The 18,519-nt window shown below is 59.8% G+C and carries 26 protein-coding genes; 16 read left to right on the top strand and 10 right to left on the bottom strand.

Annotated features, from left to right (window positions below):
* The first annotated feature begins 7 nt into the window (after window positions 1-7).
* The 6 genes from thrS (at window position 8) to ACEWPJ_RS12310 (ending at window position 5,115) form a co-directional block, all read left to right on the top strand.
* Entirely contained in the window at window positions 8-1,954 is a 1,947-nt protein-coding gene (gene thrS, locus ACEWPJ_RS12285) for a threonine--tRNA ligase (protein WP_416513387.1), read from the top strand.
* A 218-nt stretch (window positions 1,955-2,172) separates the two neighbouring features.
* The gene (locus ACEWPJ_RS12290; protein WP_416513388.1) at window positions 2,173-2,481 is read left to right on the top strand and encodes a DUF2282 domain-containing protein; all 309 of its coding nucleotides are present in this window, start codon (window positions 2,173-2,175) and stop codon (window positions 2,479-2,481) included.
* A 66-nt stretch (window positions 2,482-2,547) separates the two neighbouring features.
* Complete coding sequence (locus tag ACEWPJ_RS12295; protein WP_416513389.1) at window positions 2,548-2,856, top strand: DUF2282 domain-containing protein; 309 nt, start codon at window positions 2,548-2,550, stop codon at window positions 2,854-2,856.
* Between the two features lie 80 nt (window positions 2,857-2,936).
* Window positions 2,937-3,797: a DUF692 domain-containing protein gene (locus ACEWPJ_RS12300; RefSeq protein WP_416513390.1), complete on the top strand. Its 861-nt coding sequence runs from the start codon at window positions 2,937-2,939 to the stop codon at window positions 3,795-3,797.
* Window positions 3,794-4,555 (top strand): DNA-binding domain-containing protein, encoded by a 762-nt coding sequence (locus ACEWPJ_RS12305; RefSeq protein ID WP_416513391.1) that lies wholly within the window; start codon window positions 3,794-3,796, stop codon window positions 4,553-4,555. The genes ACEWPJ_RS12300 and ACEWPJ_RS12305 overlap by 4 nt, the downstream gene beginning before the upstream one ends.
* Window positions 4,552-5,115, top strand: coding sequence for a DoxX family protein (locus ACEWPJ_RS12310; protein WP_416513392.1), 564 nt, complete (start codon window positions 4,552-4,554; stop codon window positions 5,113-5,115). The genes ACEWPJ_RS12305 and ACEWPJ_RS12310 overlap by 4 nt, the downstream gene beginning before the upstream one ends.
* Here the strand turns inward: ACEWPJ_RS12310 and ACEWPJ_RS12315 are convergent.
* Window positions 5,084-5,443, bottom strand: a complete 360-nt coding sequence (locus tag ACEWPJ_RS12315; protein WP_416513393.1) for a hypothetical protein — start codon at window positions 5,441-5,443, stop codon at window positions 5,084-5,086. The genes ACEWPJ_RS12310 and ACEWPJ_RS12315 overlap by 32 nt on opposite strands.
* A 43-nt stretch (window positions 5,444-5,486) precedes the next feature.
* Window positions 5,487-5,816 (bottom strand): arsenate reductase family protein, encoded by a 330-nt coding sequence (locus tag ACEWPJ_RS12320; RefSeq protein WP_416513394.1) that lies wholly within the window; start codon window positions 5,814-5,816, stop codon window positions 5,487-5,489.
* Between the two features lie 220 nt (window positions 5,817-6,036).
* Between ACEWPJ_RS12320 and ACEWPJ_RS12325 the strand changes: the two genes are divergently transcribed.
* The 3 genes from ACEWPJ_RS12325 (at window position 6,037) to ACEWPJ_RS12335 (ending at window position 7,163) form a co-directional block, all read left to right on the top strand.
* Window positions 6,037-6,243: a cold-shock protein gene (locus tag ACEWPJ_RS12325; RefSeq protein WP_416513395.1), complete on the top strand. Its 207-nt coding sequence runs from the start codon at window positions 6,037-6,039 to the stop codon at window positions 6,241-6,243.
* A gap of 199 nt (window positions 6,244-6,442) precedes the next feature.
* Entirely contained in the window at window positions 6,443-6,649 is a 207-nt protein-coding gene (locus ACEWPJ_RS12330; protein ID WP_416513396.1) for a cold-shock protein, read from the top strand.
* Between the two features lie 271 nt (window positions 6,650-6,920).
* Window positions 6,921-7,163 (top strand): hypothetical protein, encoded by a 243-nt coding sequence (locus ACEWPJ_RS12335; protein ID WP_416513397.1) that lies wholly within the window; start codon window positions 6,921-6,923, stop codon window positions 7,161-7,163.
* A gap of 75 nt (window positions 7,164-7,238) precedes the next feature.
* On the opposite strand, the gene ACEWPJ_RS12340 is transcribed toward ACEWPJ_RS12335, so the two are convergent.
* Both ACEWPJ_RS12340 and thyX read right to left on the bottom strand, forming a co-directional pair.
* Window positions 7,239-7,943 (bottom strand): hypothetical protein, encoded by a 705-nt coding sequence (locus ACEWPJ_RS12340; RefSeq protein WP_416513398.1) that lies wholly within the window; start codon window positions 7,941-7,943, stop codon window positions 7,239-7,241.
* 28 nt (window positions 7,944-7,971) lie between these two features.
* Entirely contained in the window at window positions 7,972-8,886 is a 915-nt protein-coding gene (gene thyX / locus ACEWPJ_RS12345) for an FAD-dependent thymidylate synthase (RefSeq protein WP_416513399.1), read from the bottom strand.
* 178 nt (window positions 8,887-9,064) lie between these two features.
* Here thyX and ACEWPJ_RS12350 point away from each other — a divergent pair, with 178 nt between their 5' ends.
* The 4 genes from ACEWPJ_RS12350 to ACEWPJ_RS12365 are packed head-to-tail and all read left to right on the top strand — an operon-like array spanning window position 9,065 to window position 11,844.
* Window positions 9,065-9,964 (top strand): DUF817 domain-containing protein, encoded by a 900-nt coding sequence (locus ACEWPJ_RS12350; RefSeq protein ID WP_416513400.1) that lies wholly within the window; start codon window positions 9,065-9,067, stop codon window positions 9,962-9,964.
* Window positions 9,965-9,979: 15 nt separating this feature from the next.
* A complete protein-coding gene (locus ACEWPJ_RS12355) occupies window positions 9,980-10,408 on the top strand; it encodes a VOC family protein (RefSeq protein WP_416513401.1) in 429 nt (142 codons plus the stop codon).
* On the top strand, window positions 10,402-11,097 hold the full coding sequence (locus ACEWPJ_RS12360; RefSeq protein WP_416513402.1) for a DUF1194 domain-containing protein: 696 nt from the start codon (window positions 10,402-10,404) through the stop codon (window positions 11,095-11,097). The genes ACEWPJ_RS12355 and ACEWPJ_RS12360 overlap by 7 nt, the downstream gene beginning before the upstream one ends.
* 3 nt (window positions 11,098-11,100) lie before the next feature.
* On the top strand, window positions 11,101-11,844 hold the full coding sequence (locus tag ACEWPJ_RS12365; RefSeq protein ID WP_416513403.1) for a DUF1194 domain-containing protein: 744 nt from the start codon (window positions 11,101-11,103) through the stop codon (window positions 11,842-11,844).
* On the opposite strand, the gene ACEWPJ_RS12370 is transcribed toward ACEWPJ_RS12365, so the two are convergent.
* The 3 genes from ACEWPJ_RS12370 to ACEWPJ_RS12380 form a co-directional block, all read right to left on the bottom strand.
* Window positions 11,838-12,335 (bottom strand): MarR family winged helix-turn-helix transcriptional regulator, encoded by a 498-nt coding sequence (locus tag ACEWPJ_RS12370; protein ID WP_416513404.1) that lies wholly within the window; start codon window positions 12,333-12,335, stop codon window positions 11,838-11,840. The two genes, ACEWPJ_RS12365 and ACEWPJ_RS12370, sit on opposite strands and share 7 nt — an antisense overlap.
* Before the next feature lie 73 nt (window positions 12,336-12,408).
* Window positions 12,409-12,669 (bottom strand): succinate dehydrogenase assembly factor 2, encoded by a 261-nt coding sequence (locus ACEWPJ_RS12375; protein WP_416513405.1) that lies wholly within the window; start codon window positions 12,667-12,669, stop codon window positions 12,409-12,411.
* Window positions 12,666-13,061, bottom strand: coding sequence for a helix-turn-helix domain-containing protein (locus ACEWPJ_RS12380; RefSeq protein ID WP_416513406.1), 396 nt, complete (start codon window positions 13,059-13,061; stop codon window positions 12,666-12,668). Before ACEWPJ_RS12380 ends, ACEWPJ_RS12375 begins: the two co-directional genes overlap by 4 nt.
* Before the next feature lie 83 nt (window positions 13,062-13,144).
* Between ACEWPJ_RS12380 and ACEWPJ_RS12385 the strand changes: the two genes are divergently transcribed.
* The 3 genes from ACEWPJ_RS12385 (at window position 13,145) to ACEWPJ_RS12395 (ending at window position 15,478) form a co-directional block, all read left to right on the top strand.
* Window positions 13,145-14,347 (top strand): pyridoxal phosphate-dependent aminotransferase, encoded by a 1,203-nt coding sequence (locus ACEWPJ_RS12385; protein WP_416513407.1) that lies wholly within the window; start codon window positions 13,145-13,147, stop codon window positions 14,345-14,347.
* Window positions 14,348-14,354: 7 nt separating this feature from the next.
* On the top strand, window positions 14,355-14,768 hold the full coding sequence (locus ACEWPJ_RS12390; protein WP_416513408.1) for a hypothetical protein: 414 nt from the start codon (window positions 14,355-14,357) through the stop codon (window positions 14,766-14,768).
* A gap of 80 nt (window positions 14,769-14,848) precedes the next feature.
* Window positions 14,849-15,478, top strand: coding sequence for a hypothetical protein (locus tag ACEWPJ_RS12395; protein WP_416513409.1), 630 nt, complete (start codon window positions 14,849-14,851; stop codon window positions 15,476-15,478).
* Here the strand turns inward: ACEWPJ_RS12395 and ACEWPJ_RS12400 are convergent.
* From ACEWPJ_RS12400 to ACEWPJ_RS12410, 3 genes are all read right to left on the bottom strand, one after another.
* Window positions 15,475-16,833, bottom strand: coding sequence for an MATE family efflux transporter (locus tag ACEWPJ_RS12400; RefSeq protein WP_416513410.1), 1,359 nt, complete (start codon window positions 16,831-16,833; stop codon window positions 15,475-15,477). The two genes, ACEWPJ_RS12395 and ACEWPJ_RS12400, sit on opposite strands and share 4 nt — an antisense overlap.
* A 64-nt stretch (window positions 16,834-16,897) precedes the next feature.
* Window positions 16,898-17,797, bottom strand: a complete 900-nt coding sequence (gene ppk2 / locus ACEWPJ_RS12405; RefSeq protein WP_416513411.1) for a polyphosphate kinase 2 — start codon at window positions 17,795-17,797, stop codon at window positions 16,898-16,900.
* Window positions 17,798-18,064: 267 nt separating this feature from the next.
* Entirely contained in the window at window positions 18,065-18,247 is a 183-nt protein-coding gene (locus tag ACEWPJ_RS12410) for a hypothetical protein (RefSeq protein ID WP_416513412.1), read from the bottom strand.
* Window positions 18,248-18,519 lie beyond the last annotated feature (272 nt).

Raw genomic sequence — 18,519 nt, forward strand, 5'->3', positions numbered from 1 at the left:
GGCCGATATGGCACAAATCTCCCTTACTTTTCCCGATGGCAATGCACGCGACTTCGACGCAGGTGTAACCCCTGCCGAGGTGGCCGCTGGAATCTCAAACTCTCTCGCCAAGAAGGCGATCAGTGCAACTGTGAACGGCCAGCACTGGGATTTACAGTGGCCGATCGAAAGCGACTCCTCAATCGCGATCCACACCATGAAGGACGACGCGCAGGCGCTTGAGCTGATCCGCCACGACTGCGCCCACATCATGGCCCGCGCGGTGCAGGAAATCTGGCCGGATGTGAAAGTCACCATCGGCCCGGTGATCGAAAATGGATTCTACTACGACTTTGACCGGGAGGAGCCGTTCACCCCCGAAGACCTCGGCGCCATCGAAAAGAAGATGAAAGAGATCATCAACAAGCGCGATGAGGTCCGCACCGAAGTCTGGGACCGCGCCCGCGCGGTGAAGCACTACGAGGACAACGGCGAGCCCTACAAGGTCGAACTGATCGAGGCGATTCCGGGCGACGAGCCGCTGCGCATGTATTGGCACGGCGATTGGCAAGACCTCTGCCGCGGTCCGCATTTGCAGAACACCGGTCAGGTGCCCGCCGATGCGTTCAAACTGATGTCCATCGCCGGGGCCTATTGGCGCGGCGACAGCGACCGCGCCATGTTGCAGCGGATTTACGGCGTCGCCTTCCAAAACAAGGAAGGGCTGAAAAAGCACCTGCATATGCTTGAAGAGGCCGCCAAACGTGACCACCGCAAGTTGGGCCGCGAGATGAACCTGTTCCACATGCAGGAAGAAGCGCCCGGTCAGGTCTTCTGGCATCCGAACGGGTGGAACATCTACACCACCCTGCAGGATTACATGCGCCGCAAACAGCGCGCCGACGGCTATCAGGAGGTGAACACCCCGCAGGTCGTCGACCGTAAATTGTGGGAGGCGTCAGGCCACTGGGATAAGTATCAGGAACACATGTTCATCGTCGAAGTGGACGAGGAACACGCCCGCGAAAAGGCGATAAACGCGCTGAAGCCGATGAACTGTCCGTGCCACGTCCAGATCTACAATCAGGGCATCAAATCCTACCGCGATCTGCCCTTACGGCTGGCCGAATTCGGATCGTGCAATCGGTATGAGCCGTCCGGCGCGCTGCACGGCATTATGCGAGTGCGCGGGTTTACGCAGGATGACGGACACATCTTCTGCCGCGAAGATCAGATTGAATCCGAATGTGCGAAGTTCATCGACTACCTGTCGAGCGTCTATAAAGACCTCGGCTTTGATCAGTTCGAGATTATGTTCGCGACCCGCCCGGAAAAACGCGTTGGGACCGAGGAAAGCTGGGATCACGTCGAGGCCGCGCTTGAAAACGCGATCAAGGCGACCGGTCACTCCTATACGCTCGACCCCGGCGAAGGGGCGTTCTACGGGCCAAAGCTCGACTTCAAACTGACCGACGCGATTGGCCGCGAATGGCAATGCGGCACGTTTCAGGTGGACCCGAACCTGCCCGAGCGGCTGGAAGCGACCTATATCGGTGAGGATGGCGCGAAGCATCGCCCGTTCATGATCCACCGAGCCTGCCTTGGCAGCTTTGAGCGTTTCTTGGGAGTCCTGATCGAAAACTCCGCCGGGAAGCTGCCGTTCTGGCTTGCGCCCCGGCAGGTTGTTGTCGCGTCTATCGTCTCGGATGCCGATGAATACGTGCAGGAGGTCGTGTCCGCCCTCCAAGCCGCTGGCGTCCGAGCCGAAGCTGACATTCGCAACGAAAAGATCAACTACAAGGTCCGCGAACACAGCCACGGCAAGGTGCCCGCGATCCTTGCCATCGGCATGAAAGAAGTCGAGGAGCGTACAGTCTCCGTCCGCCGTCTGGGCGAGAAACAAACGAGTGTTGAACCGCTTGACGCCGTCGTGAAGGCGTTGTCGGTTGAGGCGACTCCGCCCGACCTTCTGTAAGAGAAACTGCAACATTTGCGGCTTGCGCGGAAATGTGCCCGCGCAGGCCGCATGTGTTTTCAATAACTTACGCCTGATTTTTCCTCACAAGATCTGACCTCTGCTCACGCACGCGTTACTAACGACGTTGTGAGTAGGAGAAAAACCTTCCAGTTGAGTAAGGTTTCCCTGTCGCCATCTGAAGCGGCCTGTAAGATTGTCAAAAGGAAATGTCTGATATGTCCAACCACATGAAATCCCTCGCTGTTGCCGGTGCTGTTGCTGCTGCTCTCACCGCCCACGCTGCTACGCCTGCACAAGCTGCCGATGGCGAAAAATGCTACGGCGTGTCGCTCGCTGGTGAAAACGACTGCGCCGCTGGTCCGGGCACGACCTGCGCTGGCACCTCGACCGTCGACTATCAGGGCAACGCTTGGAAAGTTGTTGCTGAAGGCACATGCGAAACCATGGAACTGCCGGCAATGGCCGACGGTGGCGAACGCATGGGGTCGCTGGAAGCGCTTGAGCGCGACCTGCCGGAGTCCTAAGCTATTCGCATCCTCGCCCATCCGGGCGGGGATGCAACCAACCCGTCCGACGAAGGGAAACAAACAATGCCTAACCACGTGAAATCACTCGCCGTTGCAGGCGCCGTCGCCGCCGCGCTGACCGCCCACGCAACGACCCCCGCCCAAGCCCAGGAAAACGTGAAATGCTACGGCGTCGCCCTTGCCGGTCAGAATGACTGTGCGGCAGGCCCCGGCACGACATGCGCTGGCACCTCGTCCGTTGATTATCAGGGCAACGCTTGGAAACTGGTTGCGGCCGGATCTTGCGAATCCATGGACCTGCCCGCGATGGCCGATGGCAGCGCGCGCACCGGATCGCTTGAAGCCCTGGAACGCGATCTTCCGGCGTCGTGAACACGAACGCGCCGCGGCCCGGTTTCGGGCGGCGGCCCCCTCTGCCTTTGTGGCGGCCCCCATTTCAGGTACAATGACCCATGCTTGACGCCGCTCGACATTCCTTCGACGCGCTGCCCACCCGACCGGGTGTGGGCTACAAGCCGCAGCACTTTTCCAACATCATGGAGGATGCCGCGCCGGTCGAATGGCTGGAAATCCATGCAGAAAACTACATGGGCGATGGCGGGCGGCCGCTGGCGCAGCTTCGTGCGTTGGCCGAGCGGTTTCCATTCTCCGTCCACGGTGTCGGCCTATCGATTGGTGGGGAAGCCGCACTTGACCCCGATCACCTGACGCGTCTTGCGCATCTCGTTGGCTGGCTGAACCCCGCGCGGTTCTCCGAACACCTCGCGTGGTCAACGCATGACAGCCATTTTCTGAACGACCTGCTGCCGCTGCCCTATACCGAGGCGACGCTGGCCCGTGTCGTCGAACATGTCGACCAAGTGCAAAATGCCGTTGGTCGTCAGATGCTCCTGGAAAACCCTTCGACCTACCTGGCCTTTACCGAAACCACGATGGAGGAGGTTGATTTTCTGGCAGAGATCGCCCGCCGCTCTGGCTGTGGTTTGCTGCTGGATGTGAATAACGTCTTTGTGTCCGCGACGAACCAGAAAACCGACGCGAAAAGCTATATCGACGCCTTCCCGCTGAAGTATGTCGGCGAAATTCACCTTGGCGGCCATGATGAGGATGCGGACGACACCGGTGCACCGCTATTGATCGACAGCCACGGAACCGAGGTCGTCGATCCCGTCTGGGCACTGTATGACTATACGATCAGTAAAACCGGCCCGATGCCGACGCTGATCGAATGGGACACGGATGTGCCCGATTGGCCGACGCTCGCCGCCGAAGCCTCCCGCGCCGCGCGGGTTCTGGACAAGGTCGCTGCATGAGCGTCGATCAGACCCGGTTCACCACGGCGCTGCTTGATCCCGAATGCGCTGTGCCCGATGGCCTGACCGATCCCGAAGGCCGCCCTGCGGGCAAACGCTTTGCCGTTTATCGCAACAACGTCGCCGTAAGCCTCACCGAAGCGCTGATCACCGCGTTCCCGGTCATCTACAAACTGGTCGGCGACGCGTTTTTCCGCGCAATGGCGGGCGTCTACCTTCGGCAGCACCCACCAAAATCTGCCTTGATGATGTTCTACGGCGCGGAAATGCCGGAATTCCTTGCAGATTTCGAACCTGCGCAGCATTTGGGCTATCTGCCCGACATCGCGCGATTGGAACTCGCCATGCGGGCGTCTTACCACGCTGCCGACGCGACCCCGATTGCCCCGGACGCACTGCAATCGCTGCCAGCCGATAGGCTGATGTCGGCGCGGATCGGGCTTGCCCCAGCCGCACGGCTGATCCGGTCGCCTTGGCCGATCCACGCGATCTGGCGGGCGAATATGGTGGCCGACGCCCCGAAGCCGACGATGCGGGCCGAGGATGCGCTGATCACCCGGGCGGAGTTTGACCCGACGATCACCGCCCTACCCCCCGGTGGCGGCGCGTTCGTCGAAGCGCTGATGTCCGATGCCACGTTTGGCGATGCCTTGGACGCAGCAACCGCCGAGGCCGAAACATTTGACCTGACCCCTGTTCTTGGCGCCCTGCTTTCAGGTGCCGCCCTCATTTCAATCAAAGAAGGCGACCCCGCATGAACGCCCTGATTTCCCTGCATAATTTTATATTTTCACGCCTTGAATCCGGCCTGAACGACTGGTTCCTGTCGACCCTCGCCCGGTTCGCATTCGCCGCGACCCTTTTGATCTATTTCTGGAAATCCGCAGTCACAAAGGTGGGCGACGGGATCTTTGGCGTGTTTTCCCCCTCCATCGGCGGCTACGCCCAGATCTTTCCCAAAGCGATGGAAGCGGCGAGCTTCAATGTCAGCGAACTGACAACCTTCCATTGGGCGGTCGTGGTCGCCGGAACGATTGCCGAATTCGTCCTGCCCGCCCTGATAATCGTGGGCCTGCTGACGCGGATCGCGGCGCTTGGGATGATCGGCTTCGTCTTTGTCCAAAGCCTGACCGACATCTACGGCCACAACGCGGATGAAACGACCATCGGCGCGTGGTTTGACCGTGCATCCGACAGCCTAATCCTCGACCAGCGCTTGTTCTGGGTCACGATTCTGCTGATCCTCGTCGTGAAAGGGGCCGGCCCGCTTTCGCTCGATCGGTTGTTTAATGCGGGTCGGGCTGACGCGCAGCAATAGCCAGAATACCGCCAAGCGCACACATCGCGATCGGGAACATCGTGCTGAAGCCAAAGCTGAACGCGTAATACATCAGCGCGGCTGAAATCAGCATAAGAACACCCCCCACCATCGCCTGCGACCGCGCCATAGCGCCCCCTGCGATGGCCAGCAGCGGCGAAAACAGGCTGGCAAACCGGACGAGCCCCACACGATCCACCTGTTCCAGCGTTCCGGGCGCTTCTGTGCTCAGCCAATCCACGAATTCCGTGAAACCGTAGGTGAAAAATCCGACGATCATCCCGATGACACCACCGATGATGCCCAGCACCAAGGCTGCGTTGCGCATCTGCTCACTCCTCTTTGTTTGAAATCAGATAGGCGCGGCGGCGTCAGTTGCCAAGCCACTTTGCCGCGACATCTGCCGACCACCCCAGCGTCAGCCGTGCGCCATCCTCGACCACGGGCCGTTTCATCAGCGCCGGGTGTTCTGCCAACAACTCCAGCGGGTTGCGGGCGCGGTCTTCATCCGACAGCCCGCGCCATGTCGCAGAGCGTGTATTTACAAGGGCTTCGCCGAAAACGGCATGAAACCGCTGAATATCCGCCACAGACAGCCCATCCGCGCGAACATCGATAAAATCGACGGTTTTTCCGTTTTTCTGCAGCGATTTCATTGCTTTACGGCACGTATCGCAATTCTTCAGCCCATAAACGCGCATGTCACCCCCCTGTTACGCGCGGCCACTATAACGGCAGCGCAGCAAGGGGGTAGGGGAATTTCCTTGCCTTTTGGCGAAATCACACGCAGAGTCCCAAGCGTGACAACAGAGTTTTTCTTGACGACCGCCTCTCTCTACCGAGGCAGCCGGAAGACCTGAAGACCTGGCTGCACGACCCCGTCACACGACGTCGACGGGTACTGAGAGAAGGAGAAAGCGGATGGCCACTGGCACCGTGAAATGGTTCAATACCACAAAAGGTTACGGCTTTATTGCGCCGGACGCCGGCGGCAAAGATGTGTTTGTGCACATTTCTGGCGTTGAACGTTCTGGCCTGACAGGGCTTGCCGACAACCAGAAGGTCGAATACGAGCTTCAGGAAGGCCGAGACGGCCGTGAATCGGCTGTGGATATCAAACCCCTCTGACCATTCAAACTGCTCGTGAACCGTGCAAACGGACGTTTCGGCGTTTTCGTATGGTTCGCTGCGGTCCTCATAAAACCAAACTCCCCGGCAGTAAGGTCGGGGCGTTTTTACTAGCAGGATACCGGGCGGCGCTCTCATTCCGGGAAAAATCGCCCCCTGCCTTCCGCGTCCGACGTGGCGCAAACTGAAAGAGACTAAAATGGCTACTGGCACCGTAAAATGGTTCAACTCCACCAAAGGCTTCGGCTTCATCGCACCCGATGGGGGCAGCTCTGACGTGTTCGTCCACATCTCTGCTGTTGAGCGCGCTGGCCTGACCGGCCTGGCCGACAACCAGAAAGTGGAATTCGACATCGAAGAAGGCCGCGACGGTCGTTCTTCCGCAACGAACCTCGTTGCTCTCTAATATCTTTGTGGGGGCTTTGGCCCTCGCATCGTGAGACTGAAAGCCCCTCGGACAACCCGTCCGGGGGGTTTTTTGTTGCCGATATCTAGGGGGAATATGCAACATTCCGCCGCACATTCCCTTGTTTTGCGGGCTTTGGCGGACCTACGCTGATCGGTCGTTAACATTTTGGCAGCGGTTAGCCGAAAACTGCCATAAACCACGCGCCCCATATCCTGACGCTGCACCACAGCATAGATTACCCTTCAGACCATTTGGAGGCAGCAGTAGAATGGCATTTCGACACGAGGATCTTCAGGGACAGCGGTATGAGCTGTCGGAGCGCCCCCCGCGGGATGCGGGCAGCTGGTTTCTGGCTGCCGCGGTCTTTGTCATCAGCCTGCTGTTTGGGCTGACCCTTCTGAATGGCCTGATCGATCAAACCGACGCACCACAAACTTCGCGCATTACCGACGAAGAAGCCACCACTCCACTCACATCCGTCACCACCACTCAGTCCACCACATCGGACTAGACTGCCCGATACACGAGCCTTCACCGCCTCCAGCGAATGGGTTCGTGTATCGGGTGGTTGGGGGTGTGGGGCAGACTAGAACGAACCCCAAAGGCGTGCGATCGCGACAGAAAATGCCATGAGCGGCACGGCAAGATACCAGACATAAACAACAAACCCAGCGGTCAACGAAACAGTTTTGAAACCTGGGCGGATATCATCCAATACTGACTCTATTTCTTCAATTCGACGCCGAGCATCGGCTACGTACTTCTCAATGGACTTCACTGCGCTTCGCTGTCGATTCAAGTCATCGTATACGTCCTGTGCAGACCAATCTCCTTGGGGCTCAAGGTCGGCTGGGGACGTCACTTGCTGATCTATCGACTCACTGAGTTCGCTGAGTCTTTTGGCCCTCTCGACAAGGCCAACTGTCATAGTTTGAGAGCTTTTCCGAAATGAGCCGATTGCATCCAAAGAGTCGGTCGGAATCGCATTGGTCTGAAACCATTTCGTAAATGCAGTGTGGTCAGCGAGCCAATTAACCAAATGCGCGACTGCGACAAATACTAGAACAATCGTAGCTATCTCTTTGAACTCTATGGGTGACAGTTGCCTGTCGGCGATGTTCCATGCCGTCGTGTTCAACTCGTAATGCATTACGAGAAACACACTGCCCGACAGAATTAACAGACTACGCGAACTTGTCTGCGTATTTCGGGATACAAGATCCACAGACTGAACTCTCAAACTTCCTCCATCGATCTGGCTGCGCCATGGGCGCGCCCGTTTTTCACTCAAATCGCTCCACCGGAGCGATTTGCCCCGACTATGCCGGGTTGTTCAAAACCCCCTCAAACTCCCGCCATTCCCCTTTGCTCATCCCGCTGTTCTCCTGCGTCACGGTCTCCCCCTTCAGCATCCGGCGCACGCAGTCCAGACCCTTGGCCGACAAATTCGCTCCCCCCATGCGGTAGTCCTCGAACGCCTTATACGCCGCCGGAACCCAATCCTTCACCATGTCGCAGATCGCCTCGGCGTAGACGCGGATTTCGTATTGGGCGTGGCTGTCGGCGCGCAGGCGGAGGAAGTGGAACAGGTTGTGCAGGTCGACCTTCCAGTACCACTGCGTGTAGATGTTCGCGGGCAGGTTCATGCGCGCAAGCTCCCGCGCCAGGCCGTCCTGCCCGTCCTGTGAGATCATCGCCTCGTAATTGTCGTAACACCGCGTCGAATCCGCCTTGAGGATTTCGAGGACGCGAGCCGCTTCATCCCCTTCCAGCACGCCGCCGCGGCCCTGGTTGTTCACCACCGACTGCGCGTTGATGTGTTCCGGCGCGGGAATGTAGAATTCGCGGTCGAGGATCGAATAGCGGGCCGAATATTCGTTGACGTTGGCCGTCCGGTGCCTGATCCACTGACGCGCGACGAAGACGGGCAGTTTGACGTGCAGCTTGACCTCGCACATTTCGAACGGCGTCGAATGCCAGTGCCGCATCAGGTAGCGGATCAGCCCTTCGTCATTCTGGACCGATTTCGTGCCCTTGCCGTAGCTGACCCGCGCCGCCTGGCAGATCGCCGCATCGTCGCCCATGTAGTCGATCACCCGCACGAACCCGTGGTCAAGAACGTCATGCGCCTTGTAAAGATGCGCCTCCATCCCCTCGCTCACGGTGCGGAGGGTCGGGGTCGGGCTGGCGCGCAGCTCTTCGATTTCGGCCTGCTGGTCGGGGGAAAGCGGCATGTGGGCATCCTTTGCGTCGATTTGGAAATGAGTCGCTGGCCACTATATATATGCGCCCGCTCAGTGGGAACGACGATATGGGGTAGAAACGCGGCATTTTCACATTTCCGCGCGGGCGTTGACTTTGCACAGCCCACGGGGGAGTTTGCGGGGCGCAAAACAAGGCAATCCGGCAAGAATGGCAGACGCGGGCACCCGTTATATCGAACGCCGCATGGGCGACTGGACCCGCGACAGGCTGCCGCCAGCGGTCGCCGAATTCGTGATGTTCGTCCTCAAGCAAGGCTGGGCGAGCCTTTTCGGCGGGCTGCTCTTGCTTGCCATCATCATCACTAAACTCATCTGGCAGGACGACTGGCCCATCGCCCGCTATGACGCGCTGTTCCTGTTCGCCATTGCCGCACAAGCGCTGTTCCTGTGGCTGCGCCTTGAAACACTGGACGAAGCGAAGGTCATCTTGTTGTTCCACTTGACCGGCACCGCCATGGAGATCTTCAAAATCTACGCTGGATCATGGGCTTACCCCGAATCGGGGACCATCAAGCTCGCCGGCGTGCCGCTGTTTTCGGGGTTCATGTATGCCGCTGTCGGGTCCTACATGGCGCGGGTGATCCGCATCTTCGGGATGCAATTCGCCCCCTACCCGCCGTTCCGGGTGACGATACTGCTGGCCGTCGCGATCTACGTCAACTTCTTCGCGCATCACTACCTGCCGGACATCCGGCTGGCGCTGTTCGCCGCGACCGTCCTGCTGTTCTGGCGCACCCGCATCTGGTTCTATGTTGGGGACACGCCGCGCTGGATGCCCCTGCCCCTCGCCGCATTCTTGTCCAGCTTCTTTCTGTGGGTCGCGGAAAATGTCGGCACGCTGACCGGCACCTGGGTCTATGCGGGCCAGAACGAATTTCAGATGGCGAGCCTGTCAAAGATGGGGTCGTGGTATCTTCTGCTTTACGTCAGCTTCGTTACCGTGACGGTGGTTTTCCGCGATGTGCTGTCCCGCGCCCCCTTGCGCCCGGCGCCGAGGGCGGGTTTCCTGTCAACAGGCAGAGGGGCCGCACCGACCCCCGGCGAATAGCGAACGGAGACGCATATGAACATCACCTATCTGCACACGATGGTCCGGGTTCTGGACCTCGATAAATCAATCGCGTTCTACAAACTGCTGGGCCTCGAAGAAACCCGGCGGATGGAGAACGAGGGCGGCCGCTTCACGCTTGTGTTCATGTCCCCTCCAGGTCAGGAAAACGCAGCGGTTGAGCTGACCTACAACTGGGATGGCGATGAGGGCTTGCCGTCGGATAGCCGCCATTTCGGGCACCTCGCCTATCGCGTCGATGACATCTACGCGCTGTGCCAACACCTGATGGACAACGGCGTCACCATTAACCGCCCGCCGCGCGATGGCCACATGGCCTTTGTTCGCTCGCCCGACAATGTGTCGATTGAACTATTGCAGCGCGGCGATCACCTGCCCCCGCAAGAACCGTGGGCAAGCATGGAAAACACCGGGCATTGGTAAGGGCACTCGCCTTTTTCGGCGCGCTGATCGTCGGCGCGCCAGCCTCGGCAGGTTGTCATCTGGCGCTTGCCCTCGCGCTTGATGTGTCATCGTCCGTGGATGAGGCGGAGTATCGGCTGCAACGTGACGGTCTGGCCCTCGCCCTTTTGTCGGAGGAGGTTCAGGCCCATCTGTTCCTGTCCGAGTCCGATTGGATCGCGCTCGCCGTTTATGAGTGGAGCGGGAGCAGACAGCAGCAGATCGTACTCGACTGGGTGGCGATCCGATCGCCAGAAGTGCTGACCGACGTGGTCGAACAAATCGCGACCTCAACCCGCAGCCACGATGATTTCCCGACGGCGCTTGGCTACGCCCTTGGCTATGGTGCGACACTGCTGGAGCGGGCACCGCAATGTGACCGGAAAACCATTGATGTGTCCGGCGACGGGATCAGCAACGATGGCTTTAGCCCCGCCCTTGCCTACAACGCCTTTCCCTTCGACGGCGTGACCGTCAACGGCCTGGTCATCGGCGGTGGCATCCTGGAGGTGGAGGAGTTCTACACCCGCGAAGTCATCCGCGGCACGAACGCTTTCGTCGAAACCGCGACCAGTTATCTGGATTTCGAGGATGCGATGCGCCGCAAGCTGATGCGAGAGATCGGAGTCCGCGCCGTCGGGCAAATCCCCAGCACGCCAACCGAGGGGTAAGCCATGCGGATCACGCACGCGATCTTGTCCGTCCTGCCCGCGCTGCTTCCGACTGTGGCGAATGCCTCCTGCCGACTGGCGCTTGCGCTTGGCCTTGATGTCTCCGGCTCCGTCGATGCGGCGGAGTTTCAGCAGCAGACCGTTGGCCTTGCCGCCGCGTTGCAAAGCAACAGTGTCCGTGACGCCCTGCTTGGCTTTCCCGACCGCCCCGTCGCGCTGATGGCGTTTGAATGGAGCGCGGTGAACCATCAGAAGGTGATCGCGGATTGGCAGGTGGTCGACAGCGCCGCGACCCTCGACAGCTTCGCCGCCCGCATCGCCACGCATCCGCGACAGGCGGCGCCCTATCCGACCTCAATCGGTGGCGCGATGGAATTTGCCGCCGCTGCCCTTAACCGCAGCCCGGCTTGTGATCGCCAAGTGCTCGACCTGTCCGGCGATGGTAAAAGCAACAACTGGCCGCCGCCCGAACGGGTCCGCGACACGCCCGCCTTTGCCCAGATCACTGTGAACGCCATCGTCATCGGGTCGGACAGGCCCTTGGGCGGGAACAACCTGCGGACAGAGCTTGAAGAACTCGATGCGTATTTTACCGCCAACGTGATCCACGGCTCTGGCGCATTTGTCGAACGCGCCGCCGGATACGCCCAGTATGAAGAGGCGATGACCCGCAAGCTGCTGCGAGAGCTTGAGGGGCAGGCCTTCACCTACCTGATTCCCGCCGACGCCCCCGCCGCCATTCAGTAGATATAGCGGATCTGATCCGTCCAATACCGTTCGACCCGGCGCAGGGCGGTGTTTATATCTTCAATCCCTTCCTGCCCCAGCACGCCCTTGGATTGCAGCCCATCCGCGTGACGGGCGAACAGCTCTGTCACGACGTCCCGAATTTCGCGCCCCTTCGGCGTCAGCCGCACCCGGACGGAGCGGCGATCAACCTCACACCGTTGATGGTGCATGAACCCCATCTCCACCAGTTTCTTGAGGTTGTAGGACACGTTCGACCCTTGATAATAGCCGCGGGATTTCAGCTCCCCGGCTGTCACCTCGTTATCACCGATATTGAACAGCAACAGCGCCTGAACCGCGTTGATTTCAAGTATCCCGACCCGTTCGAATTCATCCTTGATGACGTCGAGCAACAGGCGATGCAACCGCTCCACCAACGCCAATGCTTCGAGGTAGCCCACCATGAAAACCTGCTGGCCCGGGGCACCGACAACTGCTTGAAAACTCATCTATCTCTCCGCCGACGCTTCATTCACGACGACAGTGAGCGGAAATGCCAAACATTCCGTTAAACGGCGAAAATCAGGATTTTCTGTTGTTTTCCGCGATGGTGGAGATCAGCCCCAGATAATGCTCCGGCGTCGGAACCTGCCCCGACACCCACTGGTAAAGGTCGTGATCGTTCTCTTCCAATAGCACTTCGTAAAGGTCCAGCGACGCAGCATCCAGCCCCGCCAGCCCATGCCGTGCAAACCCGCCGAGGATCAGGTCCATCTCCTTGATCCCCCGGCGCGACGACCGCATGGTCAGCCGCTTTAGCCGGGTTTCCGGCGTTTCGCTCATTGCTCGGATTTCAGCGTCGTCCGCAACCGCTTCTCAACGCGGCCCAGCCGGTCGCCGGTTTGCGCAATCTGCGATTTTAGATCGCGGATCTCTGTCAGCAGATCGTTCACGTCGGGCGACAGCGGCGGCTGTTCGTCGGGACCGTTGATTCCGTCGCCTTCGCTGTTCAGCAGCCACGTGATCGACACGTTCAACAACCCTGCCAGCGCTACCAGCTTGTTCGACCGCGGCTCTGCCAGATCGTTTTCCCACGCGCGGATCGTCTTCAGCTTGACGCCGAGGCGCTTGGAGAGATCGTCCTGCGACATACCCAACGCTTCGCGCGCACCTGCCACACGGTCGCCGAAGGTCGAAATCTCATCGCTGTACCAGTCAACTACCGGGGTATTCATCAAGTGCTCCTGCGCTATTGGCTTGATTGGGTCAGGGGCACAACCTAAGACATGGAGCGCCGACATTCAAACCAGAGGCGACCATGTCCTTCCTATCCGCGACACTATCACGCGTTAAGCCATCGCCAACGATCGCAATTACGACGAAAGCGCAGGAATTGGCCGCCAAAGGCCGCGACATCATCGCCCTCAGCGCGGGTGAGCCGGACTTTGACACGCCCGAAAACATCCGCGACGCGGCAAAAGCGGCGATTGACGCAGGCAAGACGCGATATACCGCCCCCGATGGCATCCCCGAGCTGAAACAGGCCATTTGCGACAAGCTGCTGCGCGACAACACGCTTAACTACACGCCCGCGCAGGTCAGTGTCGGCACGGGTGGCAAGCAAACGCTCTACAACGCGCTGATGGCGACCCTCAATCCCGGCGACGAAGTCGTGGTTCCCGCGCCCTACTGGGTCAGCTATCCCGACATGGTGCTGCTCGCCGGCGGCACGCCCGTCCCGGTCGCCGCGACGCTTGAAAATGACTTCAAGCTGACCGCCGATGCGCTTGAGGCGGCGATCACCCCGAAAACCAAGTGGTTCATCTTCAACTCCCCTTCCAACCCCACCGGCGCGGGCTATACCCGCGACGAACTCAAGGCACTAACCGACGTGCTGATACGCCACCCGCATGTCTGGGTGATGTCCGACGACATGTATGAACACCTCACCTTTGACGGGTTCCGCTTCTGCACCCCGGCGGAGGTCGAACCCGGCCTTTACGACCGCACCCTGACCTGCAACGGCGTCAGCAAGGCCTACGCGATGACCGGCTGGCGGATCGGCTATGCCGCCGGGCCGGAACCGCTGATCGCCGCCATGCGCAAGATCCAGTCGCAAAGCACGTCGAACCCCTGTTCCGTCAGCCAATGGGCCGCGGTCGAGGCGCTGAACGGCCCGCAAGACTATATCGCCGAGCATAACAAGGTGTTCGTGCGCCGCCGCGACCTTGTCGTCGCGGCCCTGAACGCAATGCCGGGCATCACCTGCCCGACGCCCGAAGGCGCGTTTTACGTCTACCCCTCGATCGCCGGTTGCATCGGCAAAACCTCGGCCGGCGGCACCGAAGTCACTGATGACGAAACCTTCGCCACCGCCCTTCTGGAAGAGACCGGCGTCGCCGTCGTCTTTGGCGCGGCCTTCGGGCTTTCCCCGAACTTCCGGGTCAGCTACGCTACATCGGATGACGCCCTGACAGAGGCGTGCGCGCGCATCACAACCTTCTGCGCGGGACTGAGGTGAGGAGCAGATGACCGGAGAGCTACCAGAATACTATTTCCGCGTCCGGGAAAACGGCGCCGTCGTCTTTCGTATCGACACTGAAAACCGGCAGCGCCGGATCGATATGGACCAGATCGCCGTCATCAACATCCGCAACGGAGAGGTGAAGCCCCATGGCGGGCGCGACCTGTCTGAAACGGATATGCAAACCATCCGCGATTGGATGGACGCCCGCCAAGCGCTGCTCGCCAAACGCGATATCGACGATATTCACCGCGCGGTCGATTACCTGAACCTGACGACCCAATGGGCGCAGTCAAAGGCCAGCGAAGAGCAGCTTGAAGATGTCACCGACGCGCTGTTGCTGGCGATGCACGACCTGCGCTCTGTGCTCGTGCGCAAGAAGGCGGACCGCCTGATGAAAGAACACAAGGACAAGTAGCGCCGCTTGGCGACTCTCAGCGGACCGATGCCTGATCTGTGCTACGCTCTGCCCGGTATTGCAGCAGAGAGAGATTTCAGATGTCTATTGCCATCATTCAGGCGCATGTCGCCAATGTTCTGTCCACCCCGGCCAAGGGCGATGCCTTCGACGCCCGCCTTGACGAAATGGCGGCGGCGGCCGGCACGCCCCTGACCCCCAAATCCCGCAAGCGGATGCGCAAGCACACGGCGACTTACGTTGATGGCTCCGTCTGGCTGCTGGCGCAGGTCGACTTGGTGACGACGCAGATGGGGCTTCAGGCCATCGCCGCGCCGCTGATCCAGACGGCGGCACAGTATTACCTTGCCCCGCACGACATGATCCCGGATCAGGCGGGGCTGTATGGTCTGATGGATGACGCCTATCTGACCGTCCGTTTCATGACCCGCATGTCCGAGATGTTTCAGGCCCAGGCCGGGGTCGCGCTATATGACACGTCGCTTGACGAAATGTCCCCGCGCATCCGCGACTTGATTGGCGAACCGCTTGCCAGCCATCTGGATCAAACCGTTGAAAACAGCCTTGCCCTCGCGGTGCAGCAGGCGAACATGGCCGCGATGCAGCCCGTCGGCTTTCAGGACAAGGCCGCGTGGGCACAGCACTTCCGCACCCAGGAACGCATTGCCACAGAGACTGAGATCATGGCCATCGCGGGCGGGTCGTTCTAGGCCGCTACCCCGATCTTGGCCGACCGCCGCCAGAACCGAAGGTGCATCAGCACGCCCGCAAGCCCAAGCCCGATAACAAGTCCCATCCAGATGCCGACCGCACCGAAATCCAATATGAAACCAAGCACATAGCTCGAAGTCATCCCGACGGCCCAATAGCTGAGGCCGGCGATGAACATCGGCCCCTGCGTGTCCTGCACCCCCCGCAGCAGGCCCAGCGCCATGACCTGCGCGCCATCGGCCACCTGAAACAGCGCCGCGACGATCAGCAAGCTGACCCCGACGGAAATAATCTCGGGGTATTGGGGATCGTTCGCGTCAAGAAAAAGACTGATCAGCCATTCCGGCACCGCAAGGAACAGCGCAACGGTCAGCAGCGCCGCGATGGCCGAGAGGCCGACGGCGACAATGCCGCCCCTGCGCAACTCCACCTCATTTCCCCGCCCGGCGGCGCGGCCGGCGCGGACGGTGGCGGCGGTCGACAGCCCCAGATGGATCATGAAGGTGATCGACGCGATCTGAAGCGCGATCCCATGCGCCGCCAGCGCCACGGTCCCGATCCAGCCCATCATCACGGTGGTCGCGGCGAACAACCCGACCTCGGCCAGATTGGTCAACCCGATGGGCCAGCCGAGCTTATAGACCGTCGCCATCGCCTCCCAATCCGGGCGCCATAGCCGCTGGAACAGCGCGTGTTGCGGCAACCTTCGCAGCGCGTAAACCGTGAGGTAAATCAATGCGATAGCGTTCGCTCCGACCGACGCAATCGCCGCGCCCTGCACCCCAAGCTCTGGCGCGCCCCAGTTCCCGAAGATCAGCGCGTAGTTCACAATCGCATTCAGCACGGCGGACGCAATCGTCGCCCACAGGACGACCCGCGTGATCTCCATCGCCGACAGGTAGCTTTTCAGCACCATCACCAGCAGTTGCGCCAGCATCCCCCACGCCGCGATCCGGGCGTAGGTTTGGGCGATGGTGGCAATCACCTCTTCCTGCCCCAGCATCAGCAGGAAGGTCTTGGACCACAGAAGGATCGGCAGCACGCAGGCAAAATAAAGGATCGACAGCCACATCCCCATCCGCGTCGTGCGGCGGATCTGCACGTCGTCCCCGGCTTCGGACGCCGCGGCGACCAGCGGCATGACCGCAAAGGCAAAGCCCGACCCGACGATGAAGAACACGAAGCTCATCGTGCCCATCAGCGTCACGGCGGCCAGTGCCTCGACGTCATACCACCCCAGCATCACCGTGTCGGTCACGGTGACGGCCATCTGCGCCAGGTGGCTCAGGATAAGCGGCCCGCCGAGAAGCATCAGCTTCGAGGCGTGCTCCTTATATGGGATCTGATCGGCCATCCCAGCGGCTTATGCCAGTTTCACTGCCCAGGCAAGGACCGCGAGGATGGACGCCCAGCGCCGGCTACCGCCCGCTTGGGTGCAGGGTCGCGCCCAGAATGTGATCGGCCTGATGAATAACGTGGCTTGCGTGGCCCACGATCAGCGGATCTGGCGGGGTCGCGATCTTGGGGTCTTTGTCGGGATAATCCAGCGTCGACAGAAAGTGCTTCATGCAGTTCAGGCGCGCACGTTTCTTGTCGTTCGACTTGATGATCGTCCACGGCGCATCGGCGGTGTCGGTGTAAAAGAACATCGCCTCTTTCGCCTCTGTGTAGTCGTCCCATTTCGACAGGCTCGCCTGGTCGATGGGTGACAGTTTCCACCGTTTCAGCGGATCGGACTTGCGGCTTTCAAAACGGCGGCGTTGTTCTTCTTGCGTGACGGAAAACCAATATTTGTAAAGCTGAACGCCCGACCGGGCCAGCATCCGCTCAAGCTCCGGGGTCTGGCGCATGAATTCCAGATATTCGCCGGGGGTGCAGAACCCCATCACCCGCTCAACACCCGCGCGGTTATACCAACTGCGGTCGTAGAATACCATTTCGCCCGCCGTCGGGAGGTTTTCGATATAGCGCTGGTAATACCACTGGCCACGCTCGTGATCCGTCGGCTTGTTCAGGGCGACGACCCGCGCTTCGCGGGGGTTCAAATGCTCCATGAACCGCTTGATCGTGCCGCCCTTCCCCGCCGCATCGCGCCCTTCAAACAACAGCGCGAATTTCTGGCCCGTCTCGGAAACCCATTTCTGCACCTTCAAAAGCTCGGCCTGAAGCTCTGCCTTCTCCGCCTCATAGGCGCGTTTCGACAGCTTCACGGTATAGGGATACTTCCCCGTCTCAAACGCTTGGCGGATCTTGTCCGGCGTTACGGTCGGGAAACCCGGATCAACGGAATTTTTCGCAGCATTTTGGGATTGCGGCATGTGGCGTCTCCTGTCCTCTGTTCACATGCGCAATCGTTGCATATGCGACAGAAACGCGCCTTGACGTGGATCAACGGTTTTGGAGTTTTTCACACAGTAGAAATCAACAAACGAAAGACACGAAACGAAAGCGAAGCGTTCAAAAAATTCTGGGAATATAGATACCGTCCCCCCTCCGGGGAAATCTCGTCGGTGCCATCAGGCGATAGGGACGGTATGTAGATTGTCAGGTTTGAGCGCCGGGAAACCTCCGTCGGCCACTGCGTTTCAGGCGATGAACATGTTTTCCGTGTGGCGGAACATCAGACGCTGAGACCGTTCGGCTTTGCGTTTTGCTGCATGATCCCCAAAATCAGCAACATTTCCGGCATGGTCGTCGCGGCGGCGTGACAGGCTTTCAAGTGCAGACAGGCGGCCGTTGCGTGCTTTCATGATCAGGTCGTTGGACATTGTGTTTCTCCGATTGATGAGTGTGTCAGTCGTGTTCTTGGTTGAGTGTTACCCTTCGATGACTTCAACGATCCTGTTGAAATGTGGCGTATTTTGGGCAAATATGGGCAAAAGGATGGCGGCGGGGGCCCCGCATTAACCTGTATTAAGGCCGAAAATCGGCGTTTTACGGCCCTGTTTTTTTGAGCAAAATACTGATATTATTGGGAAATTTTGCGCGTCGCGCGGGATCGCGGCCCTGTTTTTCCAATGGAATCGCCCGCCCGAAAAAA

Origin of the sequence: Aliiroseovarius sp. YM-037 (genome assembly GCF_048060095.1) — a bacterium.
GTDB lineage: Bacteria > Pseudomonadota > Alphaproteobacteria > Rhodobacterales > Rhodobacteraceae > JBLUOA01.